At 64.2% G+C, this 24,461-nt stretch carries 22 protein-coding genes; 16 read left to right on the top strand and 6 right to left on the bottom strand.

Annotated elements, in window-relative coordinates; translation table 11 throughout:
* Nucleotides 1-21 precede the first annotated feature (21 nt).
* Entirely contained in the window at nt 22-465 is a 444-nt protein-coding gene (gene aroQ / locus N3C64_RS02790; protein ID WP_218630233.1) for a type II 3-dehydroquinate dehydratase, read from the top strand.
* Nucleotides 466-839: 374 nt separating this feature from the next.
* Here the strand turns inward: aroQ and nirD are convergent, their stop codons facing one another.
* The 3 genes from nirD to N3C64_RS02775 all read right to left on the bottom strand — a co-directional run bounded on the left by nirD (nt 840) and on the right by N3C64_RS02775 (nt 4,943).
* A complete protein-coding gene (nirD, locus tag N3C64_RS02785; RefSeq protein WP_260011602.1) occupies nt 840-1,160 on the bottom strand; it encodes a nitrite reductase small subunit NirD in 321 nt (106 codons plus the stop codon).
* Entirely contained in the window at nt 1,157-3,604 is a 2,448-nt protein-coding gene (gene nirB / locus N3C64_RS02780) for a nitrite reductase large subunit NirB (RefSeq protein ID WP_260011601.1), read from the bottom strand. The genes nirD and nirB overlap by 4 nt, the downstream gene beginning before the upstream one ends.
* A 304-nt stretch (nt 3,605-3,908) precedes the next feature.
* Nucleotides 3,909-4,943, bottom strand: coding sequence for an SH3 domain-containing protein (locus N3C64_RS02775; RefSeq protein WP_260011599.1), 1,035 nt, complete (start codon nt 4,941-4,943; stop codon nt 3,909-3,911).
* 179 nt (nt 4,944-5,122) lie between these two features.
* Here N3C64_RS02775 and N3C64_RS02770 point away from each other — a divergent pair, with 179 nt between their 5' ends.
* Complete coding sequence (locus tag N3C64_RS02770; protein ID WP_260011597.1) at nt 5,123-5,854, top strand: heparan-alpha-glucosaminide N-acetyltransferase; 732 nt, start codon at nt 5,123-5,125, stop codon at nt 5,852-5,854.
* A 6-nt stretch (nt 5,855-5,860) separates the two neighbouring features.
* Here N3C64_RS02770 and N3C64_RS02765 read toward each other — a convergent pair whose 3' ends face one another.
* Nucleotides 5,861-6,787 (bottom strand): LysR family transcriptional regulator, encoded by a 927-nt coding sequence (locus N3C64_RS02765; RefSeq protein WP_260011594.1) that lies wholly within the window; start codon nt 6,785-6,787, stop codon nt 5,861-5,863.
* Nucleotides 6,788-6,890: 103 nt separating this feature from the next.
* On the opposite strand from N3C64_RS02765, the gene N3C64_RS02760 reads away from it, so the two are divergent.
* The 10 genes from N3C64_RS02760 to rpe are packed head-to-tail and all read left to right on the top strand — an operon-like array spanning nt 6,891 to nt 17,720.
* Nucleotides 6,891-7,898 (top strand): class 1 fructose-bisphosphatase, encoded by a 1,008-nt coding sequence (locus tag N3C64_RS02760; protein WP_260011592.1) that lies wholly within the window; start codon nt 6,891-6,893, stop codon nt 7,896-7,898.
* An 11-nt stretch (nt 7,899-7,909) separates the two neighbouring features.
* A complete protein-coding gene (locus N3C64_RS02755) occupies nt 7,910-8,782 on the top strand; it encodes a phosphoribulokinase (RefSeq protein ID WP_260011589.1) in 873 nt (290 codons plus the stop codon).
* A 10-nt stretch (nt 8,783-8,792) separates the two neighbouring features.
* A complete protein-coding gene (gene tkt / locus N3C64_RS02750) occupies nt 8,793-10,811 on the top strand; it encodes a transketolase (protein ID WP_260011587.1) in 2,019 nt (672 codons plus the stop codon).
* A complete protein-coding gene (gap, locus tag N3C64_RS02745) occupies nt 10,808-11,809 on the top strand; it encodes a type I glyceraldehyde-3-phosphate dehydrogenase (protein WP_260011586.1) in 1,002 nt (333 codons plus the stop codon). The genes tkt and gap overlap by 4 nt, the downstream gene beginning before the upstream one ends.
* On the top strand, nt 11,809-13,017 hold the full coding sequence (locus tag N3C64_RS02740; RefSeq protein ID WP_260011584.1) for a phosphoglycerate kinase: 1,209 nt from the start codon (nt 11,809-11,811) through the stop codon (nt 13,015-13,017). The genes gap and N3C64_RS02740 overlap by 1 nt, the downstream gene beginning before the upstream one ends.
* A gap of 11 nt (nt 13,018-13,028) precedes the next feature.
* On the top strand, nt 13,029-14,108 hold the full coding sequence (gene fba, locus N3C64_RS02735) for a class II fructose-bisphosphate aldolase (RefSeq protein WP_260011583.1): 1,080 nt from the start codon (nt 13,029-13,031) through the stop codon (nt 14,106-14,108).
* A 33-nt stretch (nt 14,109-14,141) separates the two neighbouring features.
* Nucleotides 14,142-15,599 carry a form I ribulose bisphosphate carboxylase large subunit gene (locus N3C64_RS02730; RefSeq protein ID WP_375546092.1) on the top strand — a complete coding sequence of 486 codons (1,458 nt, stop codon included), beginning with the start codon at nt 14,142-14,144 and terminating at the stop codon, nt 15,597-15,599.
* 24 nt (nt 15,600-15,623) lie between these two features.
* Nucleotides 15,624-16,043 (top strand): ribulose bisphosphate carboxylase small subunit, encoded by a 420-nt coding sequence (locus N3C64_RS02725; RefSeq protein ID WP_260011581.1) that lies wholly within the window; start codon nt 15,624-15,626, stop codon nt 16,041-16,043.
* Nucleotides 16,044-16,101: 58 nt separating this feature from the next.
* A complete protein-coding gene (gene cbbX, locus N3C64_RS02720) occupies nt 16,102-17,034 on the top strand; it encodes a CbbX protein (protein ID WP_260011580.1) in 933 nt (310 codons plus the stop codon).
* Nucleotides 17,035-17,045: 11 nt separating this feature from the next.
* A complete protein-coding gene (gene rpe / locus N3C64_RS02715; protein WP_260011579.1) occupies nt 17,046-17,720 on the top strand; it encodes a ribulose-phosphate 3-epimerase in 675 nt (224 codons plus the stop codon).
* Between the two features lie 6 nt (nt 17,721-17,726).
* On the opposite strand, the gene N3C64_RS02710 is transcribed toward rpe, so the two are convergent.
* Together N3C64_RS02710 and N3C64_RS02705 are read right to left on the bottom strand one after the other, a co-directional pair.
* Nucleotides 17,727-18,200 carry an RrF2 family transcriptional regulator gene (locus N3C64_RS02710; protein ID WP_260011577.1) on the bottom strand — a complete coding sequence of 158 codons (474 nt, stop codon included), beginning with the start codon at nt 18,198-18,200 and terminating at the stop codon, nt 17,727-17,729.
* 274 nt (nt 18,201-18,474) lie between these two features.
* Nucleotides 18,475-18,780, bottom strand: a complete 306-nt coding sequence (locus tag N3C64_RS02705) for a hypothetical protein (RefSeq protein WP_260011575.1) — start codon at nt 18,778-18,780, stop codon at nt 18,475-18,477.
* 40 nt (nt 18,781-18,820) lie between these two features.
* Between N3C64_RS02705 and N3C64_RS02700 the strand changes: the two genes are divergently transcribed.
* From N3C64_RS02700 to N3C64_RS02685, 4 genes are read left to right on the top strand one after another with little or no spacing between them, the layout of a single operon-like run.
* A complete protein-coding gene (locus N3C64_RS02700; protein ID WP_375546090.1) occupies nt 18,821-20,161 on the top strand; it encodes a CmpA/NrtA family ABC transporter substrate-binding protein in 1,341 nt (446 codons plus the stop codon).
* Between the two features lie 10 nt (nt 20,162-20,171).
* Complete coding sequence (locus tag N3C64_RS02695; RefSeq protein ID WP_260011571.1) at nt 20,172-21,119, top strand: TAXI family TRAP transporter solute-binding subunit; 948 nt, start codon at nt 20,172-20,174, stop codon at nt 21,117-21,119.
* Nucleotides 21,120-21,153: 34 nt separating this feature from the next.
* Complete coding sequence (locus tag N3C64_RS02690; protein WP_218630213.1) at nt 21,154-22,188, top strand: TAXI family TRAP transporter solute-binding subunit; 1,035 nt, start codon at nt 21,154-21,156, stop codon at nt 22,186-22,188.
* A 28-nt stretch (nt 22,189-22,216) separates the two neighbouring features.
* Nucleotides 22,217-24,373, top strand: coding sequence for a serine/threonine protein kinase (locus N3C64_RS02685; protein WP_260011568.1), 2,157 nt, complete (start codon nt 22,217-22,219; stop codon nt 24,371-24,373).
* Nucleotides 24,374-24,461 lie beyond the last annotated feature (88 nt).

Genomic DNA, 24,461 nt, shown 5'->3' with positions numbered 1-24,461 from the left:
AGCACGACCGGAGAGAACCCCATGAGCCGCAAGCCGATCTTTATTCTGAACGGACCCAACCTGAACCTGCTCGGCAAGCGGCAGCCCGAGATCTATGGCCATGACACGCTGGACGACGTTGAGCGGGCCTGCGCCGCCGTCGCGGCCGAGAAGGGGTTCGAGGTTCAGCTGTTCCAGTCAAACTACGAAGGCGGTCTGGTCGAACTGATCCACCGCGCGCGCGACGAGGCCTGCGCGATCGTGATCAACCCCGGCGCCTATACCCATACCTCGGTCGCGATCCTCGATGCGCTGAATACCTTCGAGGGGCCGGTCTTCGAGTGCCATATCTCGAACGTGCACAAGCGCGAAAGCTTCCGCCACCACTCCTATGTCTCGTTGCGCGCGGACGGGGTGATGGCGGGCTTCGGCGTCGAGGGCTACGCGCTTTGCGTGCGCCGGGTGTGTTCGCTTTTGGCGGGCTGAGCGGCCTTACCAGGCGCGATACTGCGGGGTAATTGCCGCTCGTCTCGAGTCTCACGTGGTTGCCCTTGGCGTTGAGAACGCGGGTGACGGTCTGTCGAAGTCGATAGCCGACATGATGCCGTCGCCGGAATTCTCGGCGTGTCTTCTGATAGGACCGGCGCGGCTTCATCCTGTGGGCTGCTATGGATCGGCGACAGGTGAAGCCCGCCAGCACGATGCAGAGCACGGCCAGCGCGAGGATCGCGCCTGCCATATAGGCGCGGATCAGCGTGCCCTTGGTCGACATCAGGGTCTTGGATTCACGGGCTCGATCATCTTGGCGGCGAATTCGGCAGGCTGGACGTAAGCCGTAATCTGTCCCTTCGTCGGAGAGGTCAGAGACCAAGCAGTACGGTCTGACCGTCGAGTTTGACGGGGAAGGAGGCGGTCTGGCCTTCGTCGGCACCCTGCGCGGCGCCGGTTTCGAGCGAGATCACCCAGTTGTGCAGGGGGCAGGTGACGCATCCGTCATGCACGATTCCCTGGCTGAGAGGCCCGTTCTTGTGCGGGCATTTGTCTTCGAGTGCGAACACCCGGTCGTCCGAGGTGCGGAAGACCGCGATGGTCATCTCGCCGTTTTTCACGCAACGCGCACCCTGGCGCGGAATGTCGTTGATCGAGCCGATCGCGACCCAGTTTCTGAGCGGGGCATTCATTCCGCGGCCTCCAGTTTGATTTCTGCCATGTTGCTGAATTCATGCGCTTCGGCGCCCGCGACGCGCTCGGCCCAAGGGTCGGTCTGCGCGAATTGCTGCGAATAGACGAAGCGGTCGTAATAGGCCTTGCGCGCCTCAAGGTCGTTCAGGATCACGTCCTTGATGTGGTCGTAGCCCACGCGCTCGGCCCATTTGTAGATGCGCTCCAGGTAGAAGCCCTGCTCGCGATACATCTGGGTCATGGCGCCGATGACCTCGATCACCTCAGCCTCGGTCTTGACGTTGCCAAGCTTGGTGGTGCCCTGGATATGCAGGCCCGCCGCGCCGCCATAGACGATCTCATAGCCGCTATCGACGCAGATCACGCCGATGTCCTTGCAGGTCGCCTCGGCGCAGTTGCGCGGGCAGCCGGTGACTGCGAGCTTGAGCTTGGCGGGCGACCACGAACCCCAGAGGAACTTCTCAAGCTTGACGCCCAGGCCCATCGAGTCCTGCGTGCCGAAGCGGCAGAAATCCTTGCCCACACAGGTCTTGACCGTGCGCAGGCCTTTGGAATAGGCCGCGCCCGAGATCATCCCGGCGTCGTTGAGATCCTTCCAGACCGGGATCAGGTCTTCCTTCTTCACGCCCAGAAGGTCGATGCGCTGGCCGCCGGTGACCTTGATCGTGGGGATGCTGTAGCGATCGGCCACATCGGCGATGGCGCGCAGCTCATCGGCGGTGGTCAGGCCGCCGAACATGCGCGGCACGACCGAATAGGTGCCGTCCTTCTGGATGTTGGCGTGCACACGCTCGTTGATGAAGCGCGATTGCTGGTCGTCCTGATACTCGCCCGGCCAGTCGCACACGAGGTAGTAGTTCAGCGCGGGGCGGCACTTGGCGCAGCCCTCGGGGGTGGACCACTCCAGTTCTTGCATCACGGCGGGGATCGATTTCAGCTCCTTGGCGCGGATCAGTCGGCGCACCTCGCCATGGCCATGCGTGGTGCAGGGGCACATGCCGGCAGCCTGTGGGATCACGAAGGTATCGCCAAGCGTCAGGCCCATGACATTCTCGACGAGGCCGGTGCAGGTGCCGCAGGAGGCCGAGGCCTTTGTATGCGCGCGCACCTCGGCCAGAGAGGTCAGGCCCTTGTCGCGGATCGCGGCCATGATCTGGCCCTTGGTGATGCCGTTACAGCCGCAGATCTCGGCGTCGTCGGGCAGGCTCGCCACGGCGGCCAGCGGGTCAGCATTACCGCCGCCCTGATAGGCCCGGCCGAAGATCAGCGTCTCGCGCATCCCTTCGACGTCCTCGCCGGATTTCAGCATCTGGTTATACCAGCCGCCATCGGCGACATCGCCATAAAGAACAGCGCCGATGATCTTGTTATCCTTGAGGATTACGCGCTTGTAGCTGCCGCGCGCTGCATCGCGCAGCACGATATCCTCGCGGTTGGGGCCTTCGGCGAAATCGCCCACCGAATAAAGGTTCACGCCGGTGACCTTGAGCTTGGTCGGGGTCTCGGCATGGACGAACTCGGCCTTCGACGGGCCGGCCAGATGCTCGGCGGCGACCTTGGCCATGCGGTAGAGAGGGGCGACGAGGCCATAGACCATCCCGCCGACCTCGACGCATTCGCCCACGGCATAGATCGAGTGGTCCGAGGTGCGCATGGTCGCATCGGTCACGATGCCACGGTTGACGGCCAGCCCGGCCTCTTGCGCCAGTTTGACATTCGGGCGAATGCCCACGGCCATCACCACCAGCGAGGCGTCAATGATGCGGCCGTCGGCCAGCTCCACGCCTTCGACGCGGTCGGCGCCGATGATGCGCTTGGTGTTGGCCTGGCAGAGCACCTCGATGCCGCGGCCTTCGAGCTCGCGTTGCAGCAGGTAGCCTGCGGCGGTATCCAGCTGGCGCTCCATCAGCGTCGGCATCAGGTGGATGACGGTCACCTCCATGCCCCGCAGCTTCAGGCCTGCGGCAGCTTCAAGGCCCAGGAGGCCGCCGCCGATGACAACGGCGCGCCCGCCTTTCGCCGAGGCGGCAATCATGCCCTCGGTATCGTCGAGATCGCGATAGGCCAGTACGCCGGGAAGGTCGGCGCCGGGCACCGGGATGATGAAGGGCGACGAGCCGGTGGCGATCACCAGCCGGTCATAATGCGCGACAGTGCCCTTGTCCGAGACGACCTTGCGCTCGTCGCGGTCGATCTGCACGATTTTCTCGCCCTTGTGCAGGGTGATGCCGCGCTCTGCGTACCAGCCTTCGCCGTGGATGATGATGTCGGTATAGGTTTTCTCGCCCGACAGAACCGGCGACAGCATGATGCGGTCGTAGTTCACGCGGGGCTCTGCGTTGAAGATCGTCACCTCGAAGGCGTCGCTCACCTCGAAGAGATGTTCGAGCATACGGCCGGGGGCCATACCATTGCCGATGATGACGAGTCGCTGCTTGGACATGTGGCACTCCATCTTCGCCAGGGCCGGAAACCGGCCGGGTTGGGGAAAAGATGCAGCGCCGTTGCTGCGGGCCCTTTCGGGCGATCAGTTGGGCCGACACCGTTGCCGGACCCGTTCGCCTTTCATTTCATATGAAGATGCATACCGTGCAATCGCAGCAAAATGCTGCCTGTGCGAAAAAGTCGGTGCTGCACAATTTTCGATCACTTGGGCGCCACGCTGATGAAGTTGAGCGCGTTCTTGTGTCGGACGTGGCCGCGAAGCGGTTGGCACAGGGCTTCGGCGTTGGATCTGAGTGCGGCGCTCAGCCGCCCCAGATTACCGCATCGCGGATGTCGTAGAACTCGGGCCCGATGGTGAGGATTGTCCTGTCGCTCTCACGCGTCACGATCATGGGGGCGTCGGCGTTCGATGCGGTGGGGAGACCGCCCTCGAAGGTGATCTCCCGGCTGCTGCCGTCGGGCCATGAGATGACAACGCGCCCATTGCCATTGCCTGCGCGGATTACGCCGAAGGTGCACTCGGCCGCCATTCCGTCGCGCTGGCAGGGGAGCGGCCCGGTGGCGTGGAACGCGGTGCCGGGGACCATGGCGTCCTGTTCGGCGGGCAGGGGCGTCATGTCGGGCTCGGTCGGGCCGCTGCCTTCGATCAGGAACTCGCCTGCGGCCCACCCCTCCAGTCCGGGGTCGGAAAGCGTCGCGACACGGCACCAGCGCCGCCCCTCGGCCATCCGGCAGCCGAGGTTGCGCAGTTGCGCCCCGTTCGCCGCCTGACCCAAAATCGCAGCGCCCGCGCTGGCGCTCTGCCGTATATTCAGCGAGCCGCCCGGCATTGCGGTGCGCACGGCGTAATAATCCGGGCCACCCGCCAGCCCGTCGGCAAAGTCGCCTTCGACAATCGCTCCGGTCGTGCCGGTCACGGCGATATCGAGCGTATAGGACGCGCTCAGCCCCTGCCGCGCCGCATTGCGCATCTGATAGACAAGCACACGGTAATAGCCCGAGGTGTCCAGCGTCACGTCGAAACGATTAATCTCGGGCACCATGGGGCCGGTCAGGTCGCTTGCGGCCAGACCCGCGCCCCCTGGCGCCTGACCGGGGCCGAACACCGTGAAAAAGGTCTGGTTGTTGGAGGCGTCGAGGCCAAGCACCATGCGCTGCCCGGCTTCCGCCCCGATCATGTAAGAGACCGCATCGTATCCGGTGATCGTGCCGCTCAGGCGCGTTCCTGTCTGACCTGCGGGAAAGGCCACGCTTTCCTCGCGGATCTGATCTTGCGCCTGCGCGCCGCTCGCGGCGGCAAGCAGGGCGCACAACAGGGCGGCGATCTTGAGCTTCATGGCGTTCCCTCCGGTGCTGGACGGGCACATCCTAGCATGGGCTTATGACGATGCGCCCCGCGAATTCTCACGTTAAGCCTTCGGGCCATAGCGATTGCGTGAGGCGGGCGATTTTCGCGGTCAAGGTTTACGCGCCGTGCTAAAGCCGGGCCAGACCCGTCACCAGCCGCGAGTGCCGCATGAGCGCCCCCCAACCCCAGACCGCGCGTATCCATGCCCTTGATCTGGCGCGAAGCTTCGCGTTGGTGGGGATGGTTATCTACCATTCGGTCTATGACCTGACGTGGTTCGGGCTGCTTCCGGCGGGGCTTGCGACGACGGGCTTCTGGTCCTACTTCGCGCGCATGGTCGCGGGCAGTTTCGTGTTGCTCGCGGGGGTCAGCCTCTATCTGGCGCATGGGCATCGGTTCCGGGCGCGGGCCTATTGGCGCCGCCTCGGCGTGATTGCGTTGGCGGCGGCGGGCGTTTCGCTGGCCACCTATGTCGCTGACCCCAGTCGGTTCGTTTACTTCGGTATCCTGCACTCGATCGCGGTCAGCAGCCTGATCGGGCTGGCATTCCTGCGCCTGCCCACGGTCGCGATCCTGATCGGCGCGGCGGTGTTCTTTGTGGTGCCGCAGTACGTTGTCGGCGGGGTGTTCGACCATCCCGCGCTGGTCTGGCTCGGGCTTGGCGCGCAGCACCCGCCCTCGATGGATTACGAGCCGGTCTTCCCCTGGGCCGGGCCCTTCCTGCTGGGTCTTGCGCTGGCCAAGGCGGCGGATGCCGCGGGCCTCTGGCAGGGATTGCGCGGGCGGGGCGAAAGCCTGCGTTGGCTGGCCTGGCCGGGGCGGCACAGCCTTGCGATCTATCTGGTGCATCAGCCGATCTTGTTTGGCCTGGCCTATCTGGCGGCGCGGGCGCTTGCCTAGGCAGCGTCAATCCAGATGCGGCAGGTAAGAGCCTTTCATGGCGAGGATCTCGTCCTGAATGCGTGTGGCAGCCGGGGTCAGGGGCGTGTCGCTCGTGTGCAGGATGTACCATTCGCGGATCAATGGCAGCCCCTTGGCGGGCAGGCGGACCAGCCTGCGGCTGCGCAACTCCTCGATCACGGTATGCTCTGAGATTAGCGCGATCCCGAGGCCGGCGATCACCGCCTGCTTGATCGTCTCGTTACTGTCCATGACGATGCTGCCGTAGCCTTGACCGCTGCCGATCCGGTCAAGATACCGGTTCGCCAGAATGCGTGTGCCCGAGCCTTCCTCGCGCATGATGAAGGTTTCGCGCAGCAGCGCGGCGTCGGGCACTTCGCCGATCCCGGCCAAGGGGTGGTCCGGCGCGGCGATGATGACATGGGGGTGGTTGCCCAGCCGTTCTGCGATGACTGCGGGCGTGCGCGGCGGCCGCCCCATGATCGCCAGATGCAGGGTGCGGGTGTCGAGCGCGTGGATGATCTCTTGCCGGTTGCCGATCGACAGGCGCACGTCGATGCCGGGGCAGCACTTGCGCATCGCAGCCACGATTCCCGGCGCAAAATACTTGCCGGTAGACACGACGCCCAGATGCACGCGGCCCTCGTGCCCCTCCTGAACTGCGACAATGTCGCGCAGGGCGCGCGTCAGCTCTCCCTCAATCCGCGCGGCGGCGTCGAACAGAACCTGCCCGGCCTCGGTCAGCGTCATTGCTTGGCCCCTGGTGCGGTTCAGCAGCGCCGTTCCGACGGTATCTTCAAGCAATTTCAACTGGGTATGGATGGCTGGTGCGGTCAGGTTTAGCCGCTCGGCCGCCCCGGTGATCGAGCCATCCGAGACCACCGCCACAAGGGCGCGCAACTGGCTGAGCTTTATGCGGTCAGGATCTATCATTAGATTTTATTTAAGACGAATTCCTTTCTTTTAAATTTCATAAAAGCAAACCCCATGCAAGCGTCAGCTCAACGAAACGCCGAAAACAGCTTGGGAGGAAGCCATGGGTTCGACGATCGCGCCGATTTCCCCCGAGGGGGTTCCCGCCGCATTGCTGCCTGCGATCAGCGCGCTCTGCTCGGTCGGGCGCAGCCTGTCGCGGCAGATTGCCCGCGGTCCGCTTGGTGCCTCGCTTGGGCGCAACGTGGGCACCAACACCGGTGGCGACGGGCAGAAGGCGCTCGATGTTCTGGCCGATACCGCCTTCGCCACGGCGCTGAGCGGGACGGGCGTGCGCTACTTCGCTTCGGAAGAGCGCGAGGAGATCGTCGAGCTTGACCCCACGGGCCACCTTGCGCTGGCCATCGACCCGCTTGATGGCTCGTCGAACATCGACGTCAACGTCTCGATCGGTACGATCTTTTCGATCTACGAAGCCTGTGGGGGCGCCGAGGCCAGCTTTCTGCGCCGGGTCCGCGACCAGATCGCGGCGGGCTATATCATCTACGGGCCGCAGACCTCGCTGATCGTCACTTTCGGGCAGGGCGTGCGCTACTACACGCTCGACCCCGAAACGCAGGTCTTCGAACTGGCGCAAGACCATCTGTGCCTGCCCGAGCAATCGGGTGAGTTCGCCATCAATGCCTCGAACTACCGCCACTGGCCGGTGCCGATCCGCGCCTATATCGATGACTGCCTGGCGGGCGAAGAGGGGCCGCATGCGCGCAATTACAACATGCGCTGGATCGCCTCGCTGGTGGCCGAGACGCACCGCATCCTGACCCGTGGCGGGTTGTTCCTCTACCCCGGTGACGCGCGGCGTGGCTATAAGCGCGGCCGCCTGCGGATGCTTTACGAATGCGCCCCCATCGCCTTTGTCATCGAACAGGCCGGGGGCAAGGCCAGCGACGGATTGCTGGCCATCATGGATCAGCGCGTCGAGGACCTGCACGAGCGTGTGCCGCTGATCTTCGGGTCGCCCGCCCAGATGGACCGGGTCACCGTCTACCACGATCTGCCCCCTGCCGAGACATCGGCGCTCTTCTCTGAACGCAGCCTTTTCCGAGTCTGAGGATCAAAAAAGTGAGCAAGAAACACCCTGTCATCTCGGTGACCGGCTCGTCGGGGGCTGGCACCACGACGGTCAAATCGACCTTCGACCAGATCTTTCGCCGCGAGGGGATCAAGGCGGTTTCCATCGAGGGCGACGCCTTCCACCGGTACGACCGCGCGGCGATGAAGGCCGAGCTGGAGGCCCGCACGGCTGCCGGCGACGCAACCTTCAGCCATTTTTCCTACGAGGCCAATGAACTGGCCAAGCTCGAAGAGGTTTTCCGCACCTATGGCGAGACGGGCCGGGGCGAAACGCGCCACTACGTCCATGACGACCGCGAGGCCGAACGCTGGGGCACCGCGCCGGGCAAGTTCACCAAATGGGAGGCGTTCGAGGATGGCTCGGACCTCTTGTTCTACGAGGGCCTTCATGGCGCCGTCGTCAATGACGATGTGAACATCGCCTCGCATGCCGATCTCAAGATCGGGGTCGTGCCGGTCATCAACCTCGAATGGATTCAGAAGATCCATCGTGACAAGGCCAGCCGGGGCTACTCGACCGAGGCCGTGACCGACACGATCCTGCGCCGGATGCACGCCTATGTGCACTGCATCTGCCCGCAATTCACTGAAACGGATGTGAATTTTCAGCGCGTGCCGGTCGTTGATACCTCGAACCCGTTCATCGCGCGCTGGATCCCGACGGCGGATGAAAGCCTTGTGGTGATCCGCTTTCGCAACCCGCGCGGCATCGACTTTCCCTACCTGACCTCGATGATCCAGGGCAGCTGGATGAGCCGGGCAAATTCCATCGTGATCCCCGGCGGCAAGCTCGACCTCGCCATGCAATTGATCTTCACGCCGATGATCCACCGCCTCGTCAATGACGCGCGGCGCGCCTGAGGAGACAGCCATGAACGAGATCGCCCAGCTTTCGACCCCTGCCGAGACGATGATGGCCAATGCCATCCGCGCGCTGACGATGGATGCGGTGGAGGCCGCGAAATCGGGCCATCCGGGGATGCCGATGGGCATGGCCGATGTGGCGGCGGTGCTGTTCAAGCGTTTCGTCAAGCTCGACCCCTCGGCGCCCGGCTGGGCGGATCGCGACCGCTTCGTACTGTCTGCGGGGCATGGCTCGATGTTGCTTTACGCGGTGCATCACCTCTTGGGCTATGCGGACATGCCCATGGGCCAGTTGCGCGCGTTCCGGCAGTTCGGCAGCCGCACGGCGGGGCACCCGGAATACGGCCACGCGGCCGGGATCGAGGTCACGACCGGGCCGCTGGGGCAGGGGATCGCGACCGCCACCGGCATGGCGCTGGCCGAGCGGATGCTGAACGCCCGTTTTGGCGACGATCTGGTGGACCATTTCACCTATGTCATGGCGGGCGATGGCTGCCTGATGGAGGGGATCAGCCATGAGGCGATCGATATGGCCGGGCATCTGGGTCTGGGCCGGCTGATCGTTCTGTGGGACGACAACGGCATCACCATCGACGGCGGGACCGAGCTGTCGACCTCGACCGACCAGCTTGCCCGCTTCGCCGCAAGCGGCTGGCATGTGCAGCGCGTCGATGGCCACGCGGCCGAGGAAATCGCTGCTGCGATCGAGGCCGCTCGCGCCGACGCGCGCCCCAGCCTGATCGCCTGCCGCACGGTAATCGGCTACGGCGCGCCGACCAAGCAGGGCAGCCACGACGTGCATGGCGCCCCCCTCGGCGCGCCCGAGATCGCGGCGGCGCGCGAGGCGCTTGGCTGGACAAGCGCCCCGTTCGAGATCCCCGAGGCGGTCTATGCGGAATGGCGCGCCGTTGCCGAACGGGGCCGTGAGGCCCATGCAGCTTGGGTCGCACGTCTGGCCAAGTCGTCCCTGCGCGACGAATTCACAGCCTTCCACACCGCGCCGGACGCCCGCGCGCTTGATGCCGCCATCGGCGCCTACAAGCACAGCCTGATCCAGAGCGCGCCCAACGTCGCCACCCGCAAATCCAGCGAGATGGCGCTGGAGGTGCTGAATGAGACCCTGCCCAATACCGTTGGCGGCTCGGCCGATCTCACCGGCTCGAACAATACCCGTAGCAAGGGGATGACCTCGGTCCGCCCCGGCAACTTCGGCGGGCGCTATATCCACTACGGTATCCGTGAACACGGCATGGCCGCCGCGATGAACGGGATCGCGCTGCACGGGGGGCTGCGCCCCTATGGTGGCACCTTCCTAGCCTTCGCCGACTATGCCCGCGGGGCGATCCGGCTTTCGGCGCTGATGGGGGTGCCGGTCACCTACGTGTTGACGCATGACAGCATCGGGCTGGGCGAAGACGGGCCGACCCATCAGCCGGTCGAGCATCTGGCCTCGCTGAGGGCGATGCCGAACCTGAACGTGATCCGCCCGGCCGATGCGGTCGAGGCTGCCGAGGCCTGGCAGATCGCCGCCACCGCCGAGGCTAGGCCGTCCGCGCTGATCCTGTCGCGCCAGAACCTGCCGATGATCCGAGGCCGCCATATCGACGAGAACCTGACCGCGCGCGGCGCCTATCTGCTGCGTGACCCGGTCGAGGGGCGCGACGTCACCCTGATCGCCACGGGTTCGGAGGTGCAGATCGCTGTTGCTGCCGCCCGCCTGCTCGAAGCGCGTGGCCTCCGTGCCGCCGTCGTCTCGGCCCCGTGTTTCGAGCTTTTCGCCGAGCAAGGCCCCGCCTATCGGCTGCGGGTGCGCGGCTCGGCCCCGCGTGTGGGTATCGAGGCTGCGATCCGCCAGGGCTGGGATCTGTTCCTCGAACGCAATGACGCCTTTGTCGGCATGACGGGCTTTGGTGCCTCGGCCCCGGCGGCCCGGCTTTACGAACATTTCGGCATCACGCCCGACGCCGTCGCCGAGGCGGCTGAACGGGCCATCGCAAACAACCGCAAGCAAGAGGAACTGGCATGACCGTTACAGTTGCCATCAACGGCTTTGGCCGCATCGGGCGCAACGTTCTGCGCGCGATCTCGGAGGCGGCGCGCGACGATATCGAGGTCGTCGCTATCAACGATCTGGGTCCGGTCGAGACTAACGCGCATCTGCTGCGCTTCGACAGTGTGCATGGCCGCTTTCCGGGTGAGATCACCGTCGAAGGCGACATGATGGATGTCGGCCGCGGCCCGATCAAGGTCACCGCCCTGCGCGACCCGCGTGAGCTGCCCTGGCAGGGTGTCGATGTGGCGCTGGAATGCACCGGCATCTTTACCGACCGAGCCAAGGCCGCGCTGCACCTTGAGAACGGATCGCGCCGGGTGCTGGTTTCCGCCCCCGCGAGCGGCGCCGACAAGACCATCGTCTTCGGGGTGAACCACCGCAGCCTGACGCATGAGGACCGGATCGTCTCGAACGCGTCCTGCACGACCAATTGCCTCTCGCCCGTGGCCAAGGCGCTGAACGATGCCATTGGCATCAACAAGGGCTTCATGACCACGATCCACAGCTACACGGGCGACCAGCCGACGCTGGACACGATGCACAAGGATCTTTACCGCGCGCGCGCCGCCGGTCTGTCGATGATCCCGACCTCGACCGGTGCCGCCAAGGCCGTGGGTCTGGTGCTGCCCGAGCTGAACGGCAAGCTTGACGGTGTAGCGATCCGGGTGCCGACGCCCAATGTCTCGGTTGTCGATCTGCTGTTCGAAGCCGCGCGCGACACCACGATCGAAGAGGTGAACGAGGCCATCCGCGCCGCTGCCGACGGGCCGCTGAAAGGCGTGCTTGGCTATACCGAGGCGGCCAATGTCAGCATGGATTTCAACCATGACAGCCGCTCGTCCATCTTCCACATGGATCAGACCAAGGTCATGGATCGCCGACTCGTGCGGATCCTGAGCTGGTATGACAACGAGTGGGGTTTCTCGAACCGCATGGCCGATACCGCCGTGGCGATGGGGAGGCTGAACTGATGGCGCTTCCATCGATCCTCCAGGCGGATGTGCGCGGCAAGCGCGTGCTGGTGCGGGCTGATCTGAACGTGCCGGTCGAGAATGGGCGCGTCACCGATACTACGCGCATCGACCGTTTCGCCGCCGGGATGCGCCCGCTGCTGGCACGGGGCGCGCGGCTGGTCATCCTGACCCATTTCGGCCGCCCTAAGCGCGGCGAGATGAACCCGGCCTATTCGGTGGACAAGCTGCGCCCGGCGCTCAGCCGTGCGCTTGGGGTAGAGGTGCGCTTTTCCGATGTCTGCGCCGACAACTCGGCCGTGATCCTGTCGAATGCCCTGCGCGATGGCGAGGCGCTGCTGTGCGAGAACCTGCGCTATAACGAGGGCGAGACGGATAACGACCCCGCCTTTGCCGCCGAACTGGCCAAGCTCGGGGATATCTACGTCAATGATGCCTTTTCCTGCGCGCATCGCGCCCATGCCTCGACCGATGCGCTGGCGCGCCTGCTTCCGGCCTATGCCGGGCCGCTGCTGATCGAAGAGATCGACGCGCTGTCTGCCGCCCTTGAAGCGCCGCAAAAGCCCGCCGTCGCCATCGTGGGGGGCGCCAAGGTGTCCTCGAAAATCGCCGTGCTCAAGAACCTCGTGCGCAAGCTCGATCACGTCATCATCGGCGGGGGCATGGCCAATACTTTTCTTTTCGCTTCTGGGGCGGCCATGGGCCGGTCGCTTCACGAGGCCGACCAGGTCGGGACCGTCAGGGAGATCGAAGCTCTCGCCCGGGTGCATGGCTGTTGCCTGCACCTGCCACGCGATGTGGTGGTCGCCCGCGAATTCAACGCGCATGCCGCCCATGAGGTGGTGCCCGCCGATGCCTGCCCACAGGATGCGATGATCCTGGACGCTGGCCCCGAGGCCGTGGCCGAGTTCGCAGCCGTGCTGGAGGATTGCCGCACCATCCTGTGGAACGGCCCGCTTGGCGCCTTCGAGATGCAGCCCTTCGATGCGGCGACCGTGGCGCTGGCACAAAAGGCCGCCGAGCTGACCCGCGCGGGCCGTGCTGTCTCGGTTGCGGGCGGGGGCGATACCGTCGCCGCGCTGAACGCGGCCGGGGTCGCCCAGGATTTCACCTACGTCTCCACCGCCGGGGGCGCCTTCCTCGAATGGCTTGAGGGCAGGGAGCTTCCCGGTATCGCGGCACTTCACGCCGCCGAATGTGCTGCCTGAGGGAGGACACGATGGCACTGATTACCTTGCGCCAGCTTCTGGATCACGCCGCCGAGCAGGGCTACGGCGTCCCGGCGTTCAACATCAACAACATGGAGCAGGGGCTGGCGATCATGGCCGCTGCCGCTGCCTGCGACGCGCCCGTGATCTTGCAGGCCAGCCGCGGTGCGCGTTCTTACGCCGGCGACATCATGCTGCGCCACATGGTGCAGGCGCTGGCCGAGACCTATCCCGATATTCCGGTTGTCCTGCATCAGGACCACGGCAATAACGAGGCCACCTGCCTCTCGGCCATCCGTCACGGCTTTACCAGCGTGATGATGGATGGCTCGCTCGAAGAGGATATGAAGACCCCGGCGAGCTATGACTACAACGTGGCCATCACCCGCCGCGTGACGCAGGCCGCCCATGCCGTCGGCGCCTCGGTCGAGGGGGAACTGGGCGTTCTTGGCAGCCTTGAGACGGGCGAGGCGGCCGCCGAGGATGGCTCGGGCGCGGAAGGCAAGCTGAGCCACGATCAGCTGCTGACCGATCCCGATCAGGCGGTGGATTTCGTGATGGCCACGAAATGCGATGCGCTGGCAATTGCCTGCGGCACCTCGCACGGGGCCTACAAATTCTCGCGTAAGCCCGATGGCGAGATCCTGTCGATGAAGACCATCGCCGCGATCCACGAAAAGCTGCCCGACACGCATCTGGTCATGCATGGCTCTTCTTCGGTGCCGCAGGAGTTGCAGGACCTGATCAACGCCTATGGCGGCGAGATGCCCCAGACCTATGGCGTTCCGGTGGAAGAGATCGAGCGCGGCATCCAAATGGGCGTGCGCAAGGTCAATATCGACACCGACTGCCGCATGGCGATGACCGGCCAGTTCCGCAAGGTCGCCACCGAAAAGCCGCGCGAGTTCGACCCGCGCAAGTTCCTGATCCCGGCGATGAAGGAACTCGAAGCTCTCTGCCGCGACCGGTTCGAGCGCTTCGGCACAGCCGGGCAAGCCGGAAAGATCAAACCGGTATCGCTGGACGAAATGGCCAAACGCTACGCCTCGGGCGCGCTCGATCCCCGGATCGCAGCCGCGCGCGCCGCCTGAAACACCAATGGGAGGAGAAACCAGATGAACGACATGTCCGAATCCAAGACCGTCACCGGAGCCAAGCGCTACTCGGCCGGCGTCATGAAATACGCCCAGATGGGCTATTGGGAGCCTGACTACACCCCCAAGGATACCGATGTGATCGCGCTCTTTCGCATCACGCCGCAAGACGGGGTGGACGCGGTCGAGGCCGCAGCCGCCGTCGCGGGCGAAAGCTCGACCGCGACCTGGACTGTGGTCTGGACCGACCGCCTGACGGCTTGCGAGAAATACCGCGCCAAGGCTTACCGCGTTGACCCGGTGCCGAATTCGCCCGGCGAGTTCTTTGCCTATATCGCCTATGACCTCGACCTGTTCGAGGGTGGCTCGATCGCGAACCTGACGGCCTCGATCATCGGCAACGTCTTCGGCTTCAAGCCGCTCAAGGCGCTGCGCCTTGAGGACATGCGCCTGCCGGTGGCCTATGTGAAGACCTTCCAGGGCCCCGCGACCGGCATCGTTGTCGAGCGTGAGCGCCTGAACTGCTATGGCCGCCCGCTTCTGGGCGCGACCGTGAAGCCCAAGCTGGGCCTTTCGGGGCGCAACTATGGCCGCGTGGTCTACGAGGCGCTCAAGGGCGGGCTCGATTTCACCAAGGATGACGAGAACATCAACTCGCAGCCCTTCATGCACTGGCGCGACCGGTTTCTCTACTGCATGGAGGCCGTCAACCGCGCCTCGGCCGCGACGGGCGAGGTGAAAGGCACCTACCTGAACGTCACCGCCGGCACGATGGAAGAGATGTATGCCCGCGCCGAATTCGCCAAGTCGCTCGGCTCGGTCATCATCATGATCGACCTGGTGATCGGTTACACGGCGATCCAGTCGATGGCCAAATGGGCACGCGACAACGACATGATCCTGCACCTGCACCGTGCGGGGCACTCGACCTACACGCGCCAGCGCAGCCATGGCGTCAGCTTCCGCGTCATCGCCAAATGGATGCGCCTTGCGGGCGTCGACCACCTGCACGCGGGCACCGTCGTCGGCAAGCTCGAAGGCGACCCGGCCACCACCAAGGGCTACTACGACATCTTCCGCGAGGAATATAACCCGATGGCGCTGGAGAACGGGATCTTCTTCGACCAGGACTGGGCCTCGCTCAACAAGATGATGCCGGTGGCGTCGGGCGGCATTCACGCGGGCCAGATGCACCAGCTGCTGACCTACCTGGGCGAGGATGTCGTGCTGCAATTCGGTGGCGGCACCATCGGCCACCCGCATGGCATCGCGGCGGGCGCTACCGCCAACCGCGTCGCGCTGGAGGCGATGCTTTACGCCCGCAACTCAGGACGCGACATCTGGAACGAGGGTGAGGGCATCCTGCGCGATGCCGCCAAGACCTGCACGCCGCTCAAGCAGGCCCTCGATACCTGGAAAAACGTCAGCTTCGACTATGCCTCGACCGACGCGCCGGACTTTGCGCCGACGCCCGGCGTGTCGATGTAACCGATTGGGAAAAGGAGAAAAGACATGCGTCTCACGCAAGGACAGTTCAGCTACCTGCCGGATCTGACGGATGAGGATATCCGCGTTCAGGCCCAATATGCCATCGACAAGGGATGGGCGGTTTCGGTCGAGTTCACCGACGACCCGCACCCCCGCAATACCTACTGGGAGATGTGGGGCCACCCGATGTTCGACAACCCGGACGCCGCCGCCGTGGTCTACGAGGTCAACGAGTGCCGTAAGCTGCATGGCGGGAAATACATCCGCGTCATCGCCTTCGACGCCAGCCCCGGCTGGGAGTCGATCCGCATGAGCTTCATCGTCAACCGCCCGCAATCCGAGCCCGGTTTCCGCGTCGTGCGGCAAGAGGGCGAGGGCCGCGTGGTGCGCTACACGATCGAAAGCTACGCGGTGCGCGAACCCGAAGGCCAGCGTTACGCCTGACCGTTACGCGGCCCGGGGGATTCCCTTGGGCCGCCCATGACACCCGAAGGGATCCGCCATGACCGAAGACGCCCCGACCCGCCCCGCGACCGTGGACCTTGCCGCCGCTTATGAGGAAAGCGGTGTGCGCGAGGTTCTGGAAGAGTTGGACCGAGAGATGATCGGCCTAGGTCCGGTCAAGCAGCGCATCCGCGAGACGGCGGCGCTTTTACTGGTGGACAAGGCCCGGCGCGAGTTGGGTCTGGCCAGCGAAACGCCGACCCTGCACATGAGCTTTACCGGCAACCCCGGCACCGGCAAGACGACCGTCGCGCTCAAGATGGCCGAACTGCTGCGCAAGCTTGGCTATGTGCGCAAGGGGCATCTGGTGACGGTGACGCGCGACGATCTGGTCGGGCAATACATCGGCCATACCGCGCCGAAGACCAAGGAAGTGCTCAAGAAAGCGATGGGCGGGGTGCTGTTCATCGACGAGGCCTATTACCTCTACCGCCCCGAGAATGAGCGCGACTATGGTCAGGAAGCGATCGAGATCCTGCTTCAGGTCATGGAGAACAATCGCGACGATCTGGTGGTGATCCTGGCGGGCTATGCCGACCGGATGGATCGCTTCTTTGAATCGAACCCCGGTTTCCGCTCTCGCATCGCGCATCACATCGAGTTTCCCGACTATAGCGACCCCGAGTTGCTCAAGATCGCCGACATCATGCTTGGCCAGCAGAATTACACCTTCGATCCAGCAGCCCGCGCGGCGATGGAGGAATATATCGCGCTGCGCCGTGGCCAGCCGCATTTCGCCAATGCCCGCTCGATCCGTAACGCGCTTGATCGCGCGCGCCTGCGTCAGGCGAACCGGCTGTTCTCCGAGGCCAAGGGGCCGCTGACGGCTTCCGATCTGTCGACGCTGACCGAGACCGACCTGCGCACAAGCCGTGTGTTCCGCGGCGGGTTGGACGTTGACCGTGCCCGCCGTGCACAGGCTGCGGAATGACAGAGGATGTCATGAGCTTCGATCGCTCGCTGAAGATCGCGCCCTCGATCCTGGCCGCCGATTTCGCCGATTTCGGGCGCGAGGTCCGCGCGGTTGAGGCCGAGGGGGCCGACTGGATCCATATCGACGTGATGGATGGCCATTTCGTGCCGAACCTCACCTTCGGCCCGCCCATGGTCAAGGCGCTGCGCCGCCATGTGCGAACGGTGATGGATGTGCATCTGATGATCGCGCCCGTCGATCCCTATATCGACGCCTATGCCGATGCGGGCGCCGATATTCTGACCGCGCATTTCGAGGCCGGGCCGCATACTCACCGCACGTTGCAAGCGATCCGCGGGGCAGGGATGCGGGCGGGGCTGGCGCTCAACCCCGGCACTTCGGTCGAGGTCGCGGCGCCGCTTCTGGATCTGTGCGATCTGGTTTGCGTGATGACGGTGAACCCGGGTTTCGGCGGGCAGCGGTTCATCCATTCGCAGGTCAGCCAGATCGCACGACTACGCGAGATGATCGGAGATCGCCCGATCCATATCGAGGTCGATGGCGGGGTGGATGCCACGACCGCGCCGCTTGTCGCGGCGGCAGGCGCCGATGTTCTGGTTGCCGGATCGGCGGTCTTTCGGGGCGGTTCGGTCGATGACCCGTCGCCTTATGGCACGAATATCCGCGCGATCCGGGGCGGCTGAGGGGCCTCAGCCCTTGGGGCTGGCCGCCAGCAGCAGCGCAAGCGTGCGCGGATGCGAGAGCGCCGCATCGGCAAGGCTGGAGCGGTTCAGGCTCTTGTAGAAATCGCGCTTTGCCTCGCGCAGCGTTTTCGTCAGCCCGCACGAACCCTGCAACAGGCAGCCCGTGCAATCCACCATCTCTCCATCGCCCTCCATGAACTGAACCAGATCGCCAATCCGGATCTCGGCGGCGGGGCGGGATAGCTGAACTCCGCCAGCGCGCCCACGGGTGCTGACCAGAAACTCTCCTTCGACAAGGCGCAAGACGACCTTCAGCAGGCTGCTCTGCGGCAACTGATGCGCTTCGGCAATCTCCGAAACCGGGACAACCTTGTCTTGGTTCGCCACCAGGTAGAGGCAGAGTCGCAGGGCGTAGTCGGTAAACTTGGAAACATTCACGATAGTACTCGTCGTCTTATTGTTACATTTCGGATGGCACATTACTGTTGCTGTAGGTGTCGCCTGTAAAGTGCTAAAAACACGATATTTTTTCCGATTACCTTGGGTAAACTGTACGGATTGGGGGGCTGGCATATCCTTTTGGATACGTTTCAGGGGCCGCTCCCTGTCTTTCTCGGTCGATGGCTTGTCGTCAGGGCACTCAGAAACAATTCACCGTTGAGGAAGCTTTTCGATCCGAGAATCACGAACGGCGAGAATGATCGATTCATCCGCTGGTTGGGTGCCGCGCTGAGCGGTCACGAAGTGGCCGCATTTAGTTGCCTTGCGCAGCACAGATCATCAACGCGCACAGCCGCGTATTCAGCGAAATGTTCGTAGCAAATTGAAAGATAAACATAAAATTTGAAACGATGTGGCTTTCGGCACGAGGTACCGGTTGCGTCACGTGACCTAAAATTGCCTGACCAAAGCGCTTCGAAACGGCAATTTCCCTGATTTTTCCAAGTGTTCCTAGGGAGGGTGTCGTCACCTTTACGCCCGAAGATTGGCCAAATACTCCACGGTGACGCCCCAATTTGACCAGATTGTCGCTGTTAACAATACAGCAGTGGTTAGCCATGTGCGCCAGCCGATTTGACACAATCTCGAAGGTTACACGGATGAAATCTGGTTTCTTCTCAACTCTCCTTACGGTTGCTCTTCCGTTCGCATCTTCTGCGATGGCTGCCGATGTCGAAAAGCCGGATCTCGTCTTCGGCTTCATCAAGCTGACTGACATGGCTCCGCTCGCCGTCGCGCTGGAGAACGGCTATTTCGCCGACGAAGGGCTGAACGTTACGCTCAAGGCGATGCCGAACTGGACTGCGGTGTCCGAGGGAGTCGCGGATGGCTCGCTCGACGGGTCGCACATGCTCGCGGGTCAGCCGCTGGCGGGGCGCATCGGGATCGGCGTGCAGGCGAATTTCGTAACACCCCTGTCGATGGATCTGAACGGCAACGGCATTACTGTGTCGAACGACCTTTGGGCGCAGATTGCGGGTATCGTGCCGCGCGACGATTACGGCCGCCCCAAGCACCCGATCTCGGCCTCGGTCCTCAAGGACGTCGCCGCCAAGATGAAGGCCGAGGGCAAGCCCTTGCAGATGGGCATGGTTTACCCGGTCTCGACCCATAACTACGAACTGCGTTACTGGCTGGCCGCTGGCGGGCTGAACCCCGGCATGTACAAGGCCGAGGATCTTACCGGCATCACCGGCGGCACCGAAAACGCCGATGTGGAGCTGTCGGTGACCCCGCCGCCGAAAATGCCCGAGACGATGGCTTCGGGGGCGATCGCGGGCTACTGCGTGGGCGAACCCTGGAACCAGGAGGCGCTGTTCCGCGGCGTGGGCGTTCCGGTGATCTCGGATCACCAGATCTGGAAGAACAACCCCGAGAAAGTCTTCGGCATGACCGAGGAGTTCATCTCGGCCAACCCCAAGACCACGGTTGCCATCGTCAAGGCGATGATCCGCGCGGCGAAATGGCTTGATGATGGCGGCACCTTCAACCGCCCCGAGGCCGCCGACATGCTGGCGCGCCCCGAATATGTCGGAGCCGATGCCAACGTGATCATCAACTCGATGACCGGCACCTTCGAGTTTGAGCCCGGCGACAAGCGTATCATCCCGGAATTCAACACCTTCTTCGCGAATTATGCGACCTATCCCTACTATTCGGACGCTATCTGGTACCTGACCCAGATGCGCCGCTGGGGCCAGATCACCGAGGCCAAGCCGGCCGAGTGGTATCACGACATCGCCAAGGCGACCTATCGCCCCGACATCTACATGGAAGCCGCCAAGGCGCTGATCTCCGAGGGTCATCTGACCGAGGATGAAATCCCGGCAGGCACCGACGGCTACCGCGCGCCCACGGCCGAGTTCATCGACGGGGTGGAATACGACGGTCACGATCCGCTCGGCTATCTCTCGCGGATGGCCATCGGCAACACGAACTGAGGGCAGGAACATGCGTCACTTCTTTAAAGGAATGTTTGCAGCCCTCGCGGTCACCGCCGCACTAAGCGGAACCGCGAAGGCCGAAGAGGAACTGCCGTCGATCGGCGTCATGGCAGGCGAATACGGCAGCTCGTTCGCGACACTGGGTGAAGAACTGGGCCAGGCACTGAACGGCTGGTCGGGCACCGAGGTCCGCACGATGCTTGGCAAAAGCTCGCGTCAGACGATCGACGATCTGCTCTATCTGCGCGGCGTGGACCTAGGCTTCGTCAACGCCGACCAGATGGCCAACCTTCAGTTCACCGAGCCGAACCACCCGGCGCTGGCCCGTCTGGCCTACCTTGCCAAGGTGTTCGACAGCGAACTACACCTGATCGTGCGCAAGGATGGCGACGCGGACTCGCTGCAGGATATGAACGGCAAGCGCATCTCGGTCGGCACGACCACCAGCGATACTGCGCTGACCTCGCGCCTCGTGCTGCGGATGCTCGGAGTCAAGGTCAACGCCGTGTTCCTCTCGACCGAGGCGAGCATCGACGCGCTCAAGCGGGGCGAGATCGACGGGATGTTCTACGTCGGCCCGGCGCCCTCGCCGATCCTGACGCAGATCCTGCAGGAAGACGCGCTGAAGCTGGCCAACGTGGGCTATTCGGACGCCTTCAAGGGCATCTACAACCCGGCGGAAATCTCGGCCGAGACCTATCCCGACCTCGTGGACGACAAGTTCGTCGAGACGATCTCGGTGCCGACGATCCTCGCCGTTTACAACAAGTTCCCGCCGTCGAGCGCGCGCTACCAGAACCTCACGCGGTTCACCGACGCATTCCTGGCAACGGTTCCGCGCCTTGGTCAGCCGCCGCGTCACCCGAAATGGCGTGAGATCGACCTGACCGCGAAAGTCGATGGCTGGACCCAGTTCGAATACTTCCGCAACGCCGTCACGCGCCCGTCCAACTGATGCGTGGCATCCGACATAGATAAGGACTCAGACAATGAAACTTACTTTCTCCAAGTTTGTCCGGTCGGCCTGCGTGGGATTGATGATGGCCTCAAGCGGCGTCACTCCGGTCAACGCCCAGGGCGCGGCGGTGCGCGATGCGAATGCGGGGCGGCTCGGCCTCGTCTCGGAAAGCTCGGTCGGTACGGCGGTTCAGATCGGCGACCAGATCGCCCGCACGCTCGACGGCCGCTCGAAGCTGCGCGTGGTGCAATATCTCTCGACGGGTAGCCAGAAGAACCTGCGCGACCTGATGAACTTCCGCTTTGCCGACGTCGCGGTGATCAACTCGGACGTGCTTATTTCCGAACGCCTGCGTCATCCCGATGATGAGCGGCTGAAGAATGTGAAATTCATCGCCCGCGCCTTCACCAGCGAGCTGCATGTGCTGGTGCGCGAAGACAGCACCTTCGACACGGTCTACGACCTGTCGGGCCGCAACGTCGCGATCGGAGAGACCGGCTCGGGCACCTCTCTGACCTCGCGGCTGGTGATGCGCGCGCTCAAGGTCAGCCCGCGCGCCGTCGAACTGCCGATGACCGACAGTATCCAGGCGCTCAAGCGCGGCGAACTGGACGCGGTCTTCATGCTCTACGGCAAGCCCAACGGCTTTCTGCGCAGCCTCAAGCCCGAAGACGGCCTGCGTCTGCTGGAAGTGCCGCTGAGCGAGGAGCTTGGCGCGATCTACCGCCCGGCCGAGTTTACCGGCGATGACTACCCGGCGCTGGTGTCGGACAAGCTGACCCAGAGCCTGGCCGTCGACGTCGTCTTCGCGATCGAAGAGGGCCAGCGCATGGGCCTCGACGATCGCGAGAAGATCGGGAACTTTGTGCGCGAGATCAAGGCGAACGAGCAGGTTCTGCGCAGCGGTCCGGGACACCACCCGAAATGGGCCGAGTTCAGCTTTGACGTGGAAGTTCCGCATTGGGAACGCGCGTCGCTGGTGGCCGAGGTGCTGGAAGGCGCCCCGAAAGCCGAAGCCGACGGCCCGAACATCTTTGATGTGATGAAGACGTTGAACGAAGAATGAGCGTTTGCCTCGAAGAGGGGGGAGACCAATGAACTACGCTGAAAGCCTTGAACCCGGTGACGATTTCCTGCCTGTCGGGACCACGCTTCTGAATGGCACCTATGCGATTACCGACCATCTTGGGTCGGGTGGTTTCGGGCTGACCTATCTTGCGGGCGACCAGATCGGCCGCAAGGTGGTGCTCAAGGAATGCTTCCCCGCCAGCGTGTGTCTGCGCCGCTCCAAGCAGGTGCGCCCGCAGACCCGCTCGCACGAGGATGATTTCGAGAAGCTGATCCAGAATTTCGTGGGCGAGGCGCGCCAGCTGGCCAAGCTCAAGCACGAAAACGTGGTGCCGGTGCTGCATTTCTTCGAAGAGAATGACACCGCCTATATGGCGCTGGAATATGTCGATGGTGTCGATCTGACGACCCATGTCGATGAGAAATCCGGCTACCTGACCCCGCGTCGGATCATGGATCTGGCCCGGCAATTGGTCGGCGCGCTGGATTATGTGCATCGCCATGGCGTGCTGCACCGGGACATCGCGCCCGACAATATCATCGTGTCGAAGGATGACACGCCGGTGCTGATCGACTTTGGCGCCGCGCGCAACGTGGATGCCGCGCTGGCACAGTCGATCTTCGCGGTGAAGGACGGCTTTTCTCCGCCCGAATTCTACCAGCCGGGCGAGAAGCATTCAGCCGCAAGTGATATCTATTCCTTCGGCGCAACGCTCTACACGCTTGTCACCGGGCACGTTCCGGTCGATGCGCAGCGCCGCGTGGTTGCGCAACAGAACGATCAGGCTGATCCGCTGGCCCCTCTGGTCGGCGCGGTGCGCGGTTTCCCCGAGGGGTTCCTGCGCGCCATCGACAAGGCCATGGCGCTTTCTCCCGAGGATCGGCCGCAGCGCGCCTCGGAGTTGCTGGAACTGATGCAGACCACCTATGACGCCGACGGCCAACCGGTCAGCCCGCGCAAGCCGCATCTGCATGTCGTCGGGCAAGAGGCGAATTCCGCCCCCGCGCGGCGAAATCCTGCAAGCGAGCCGCGCATTCCTGTGCCGACCCGTCCGGCGGTGCCCGCAGGTGCGCGCACGACCGAGCGGCCCGGACAGGCCTGCAAACCGGTAACGCGCCCGGCCTGTGCGCCCGCGCAAAAAGCGGCCTGCGCCCCGGGTCGACCGGTCACCAAGCCCGCGACGCGCCAGGTCGAGCGCACCGCAACCGCCGTGCATGACCCGGCGTCCGCCGAGGCCAGTGCCCGGGCCAAACGCGCGGGGGCCGAGGTGCTGCCGCCATTGGTCAGCGCCGGCCCTGATGACATCTCGGCTTTGCGTCCGAAAACGGGGGGCAAGTCGAACCTCGGGATGATCCTTGCTGCGGCAGCGATCGCGATCGGTGCGGCGGGTGGGTATTTTGCTTTTGCAAACAAGGGGGAGGAGGTCGCGGTGAGTGAACCTGCCGTGGTGGAACCCGCCGCGCAGGCGCCTGCTGCCGTGGCGCAGGCCCCGGCTCCCGCAGCGCAAGAACCCGCGCCCGAGCAGATCACGACACCCGCGCCCGCAGCCGCCCCTGCGGCGGAACCCGCATCCCCGGCGGCGCTCTTTACTCCGGCTAAACCCGCTGCGGCCGCGCCGGATGCGGGGCAGGGTGGCTGGCATATCGATATCGAACTCGCCCTGACGCAGGGTGCCGATGCAGCGGGCAAGCCCGCGGTCGTCTTCTCGGGCGGCGAGCATAGCCCCTATCCGGCTGGTACGATCCTCGCCGCCGTTGGTGGTGCGCCCGTGGGCGGAGACCCGGCTGGTGTCGCGGCGCTTGCGGCGAGCTATTTCGCGCTGAGCGATCCGGCCTCTGCCGGGCTTCCGATTGAGGTCACCAACCCGCTCTTTGGCACCACGACCGAAGCCGAACTGCCCGTGCAGGTCTCGCGCGAGGTGAGCATGGGGATCTTTGATGTGGTGCAGGAGCGCGACCGCGACGCATGGCGTGTGCGGGTCAGCGCGGCCTCGGAGGCCAGTGGCCTGATCGCGGGCGACATCCTGCTGTCCGAGCGCCAGTCCGGCCGCCGGATCGAGCGTGCCTCGGACCTGTCCGGTGTCCTCGAAGGCTTCAGCCGTCTGGGCCAGCCCTCCTACGAGCTGATCGTCCAGCGCAACGGCGCCACCAAGATCATCGGCGTTGGCCTGAGCACGCCGTAACGACGTTCCCGGCAGAGTTTCTCTCTTCTCTGCAGGCGCCAGGGGGCATCGGTTCCCTGGCGCCATTCACAATGGCGATGCGCAGGGG

The sequence above is a fragment of the Sedimentimonas flavescens genome, from assembly GCF_025154035.1.
In the GTDB taxonomy this organism is placed as follows: domain Bacteria; phylum Pseudomonadota; class Alphaproteobacteria; order Rhodobacterales; family Rhodobacteraceae; genus Rhodobacter; species Rhodobacter flavescens.
This window is presented reverse-complemented; position numbering and strand designations above follow the sequence as displayed.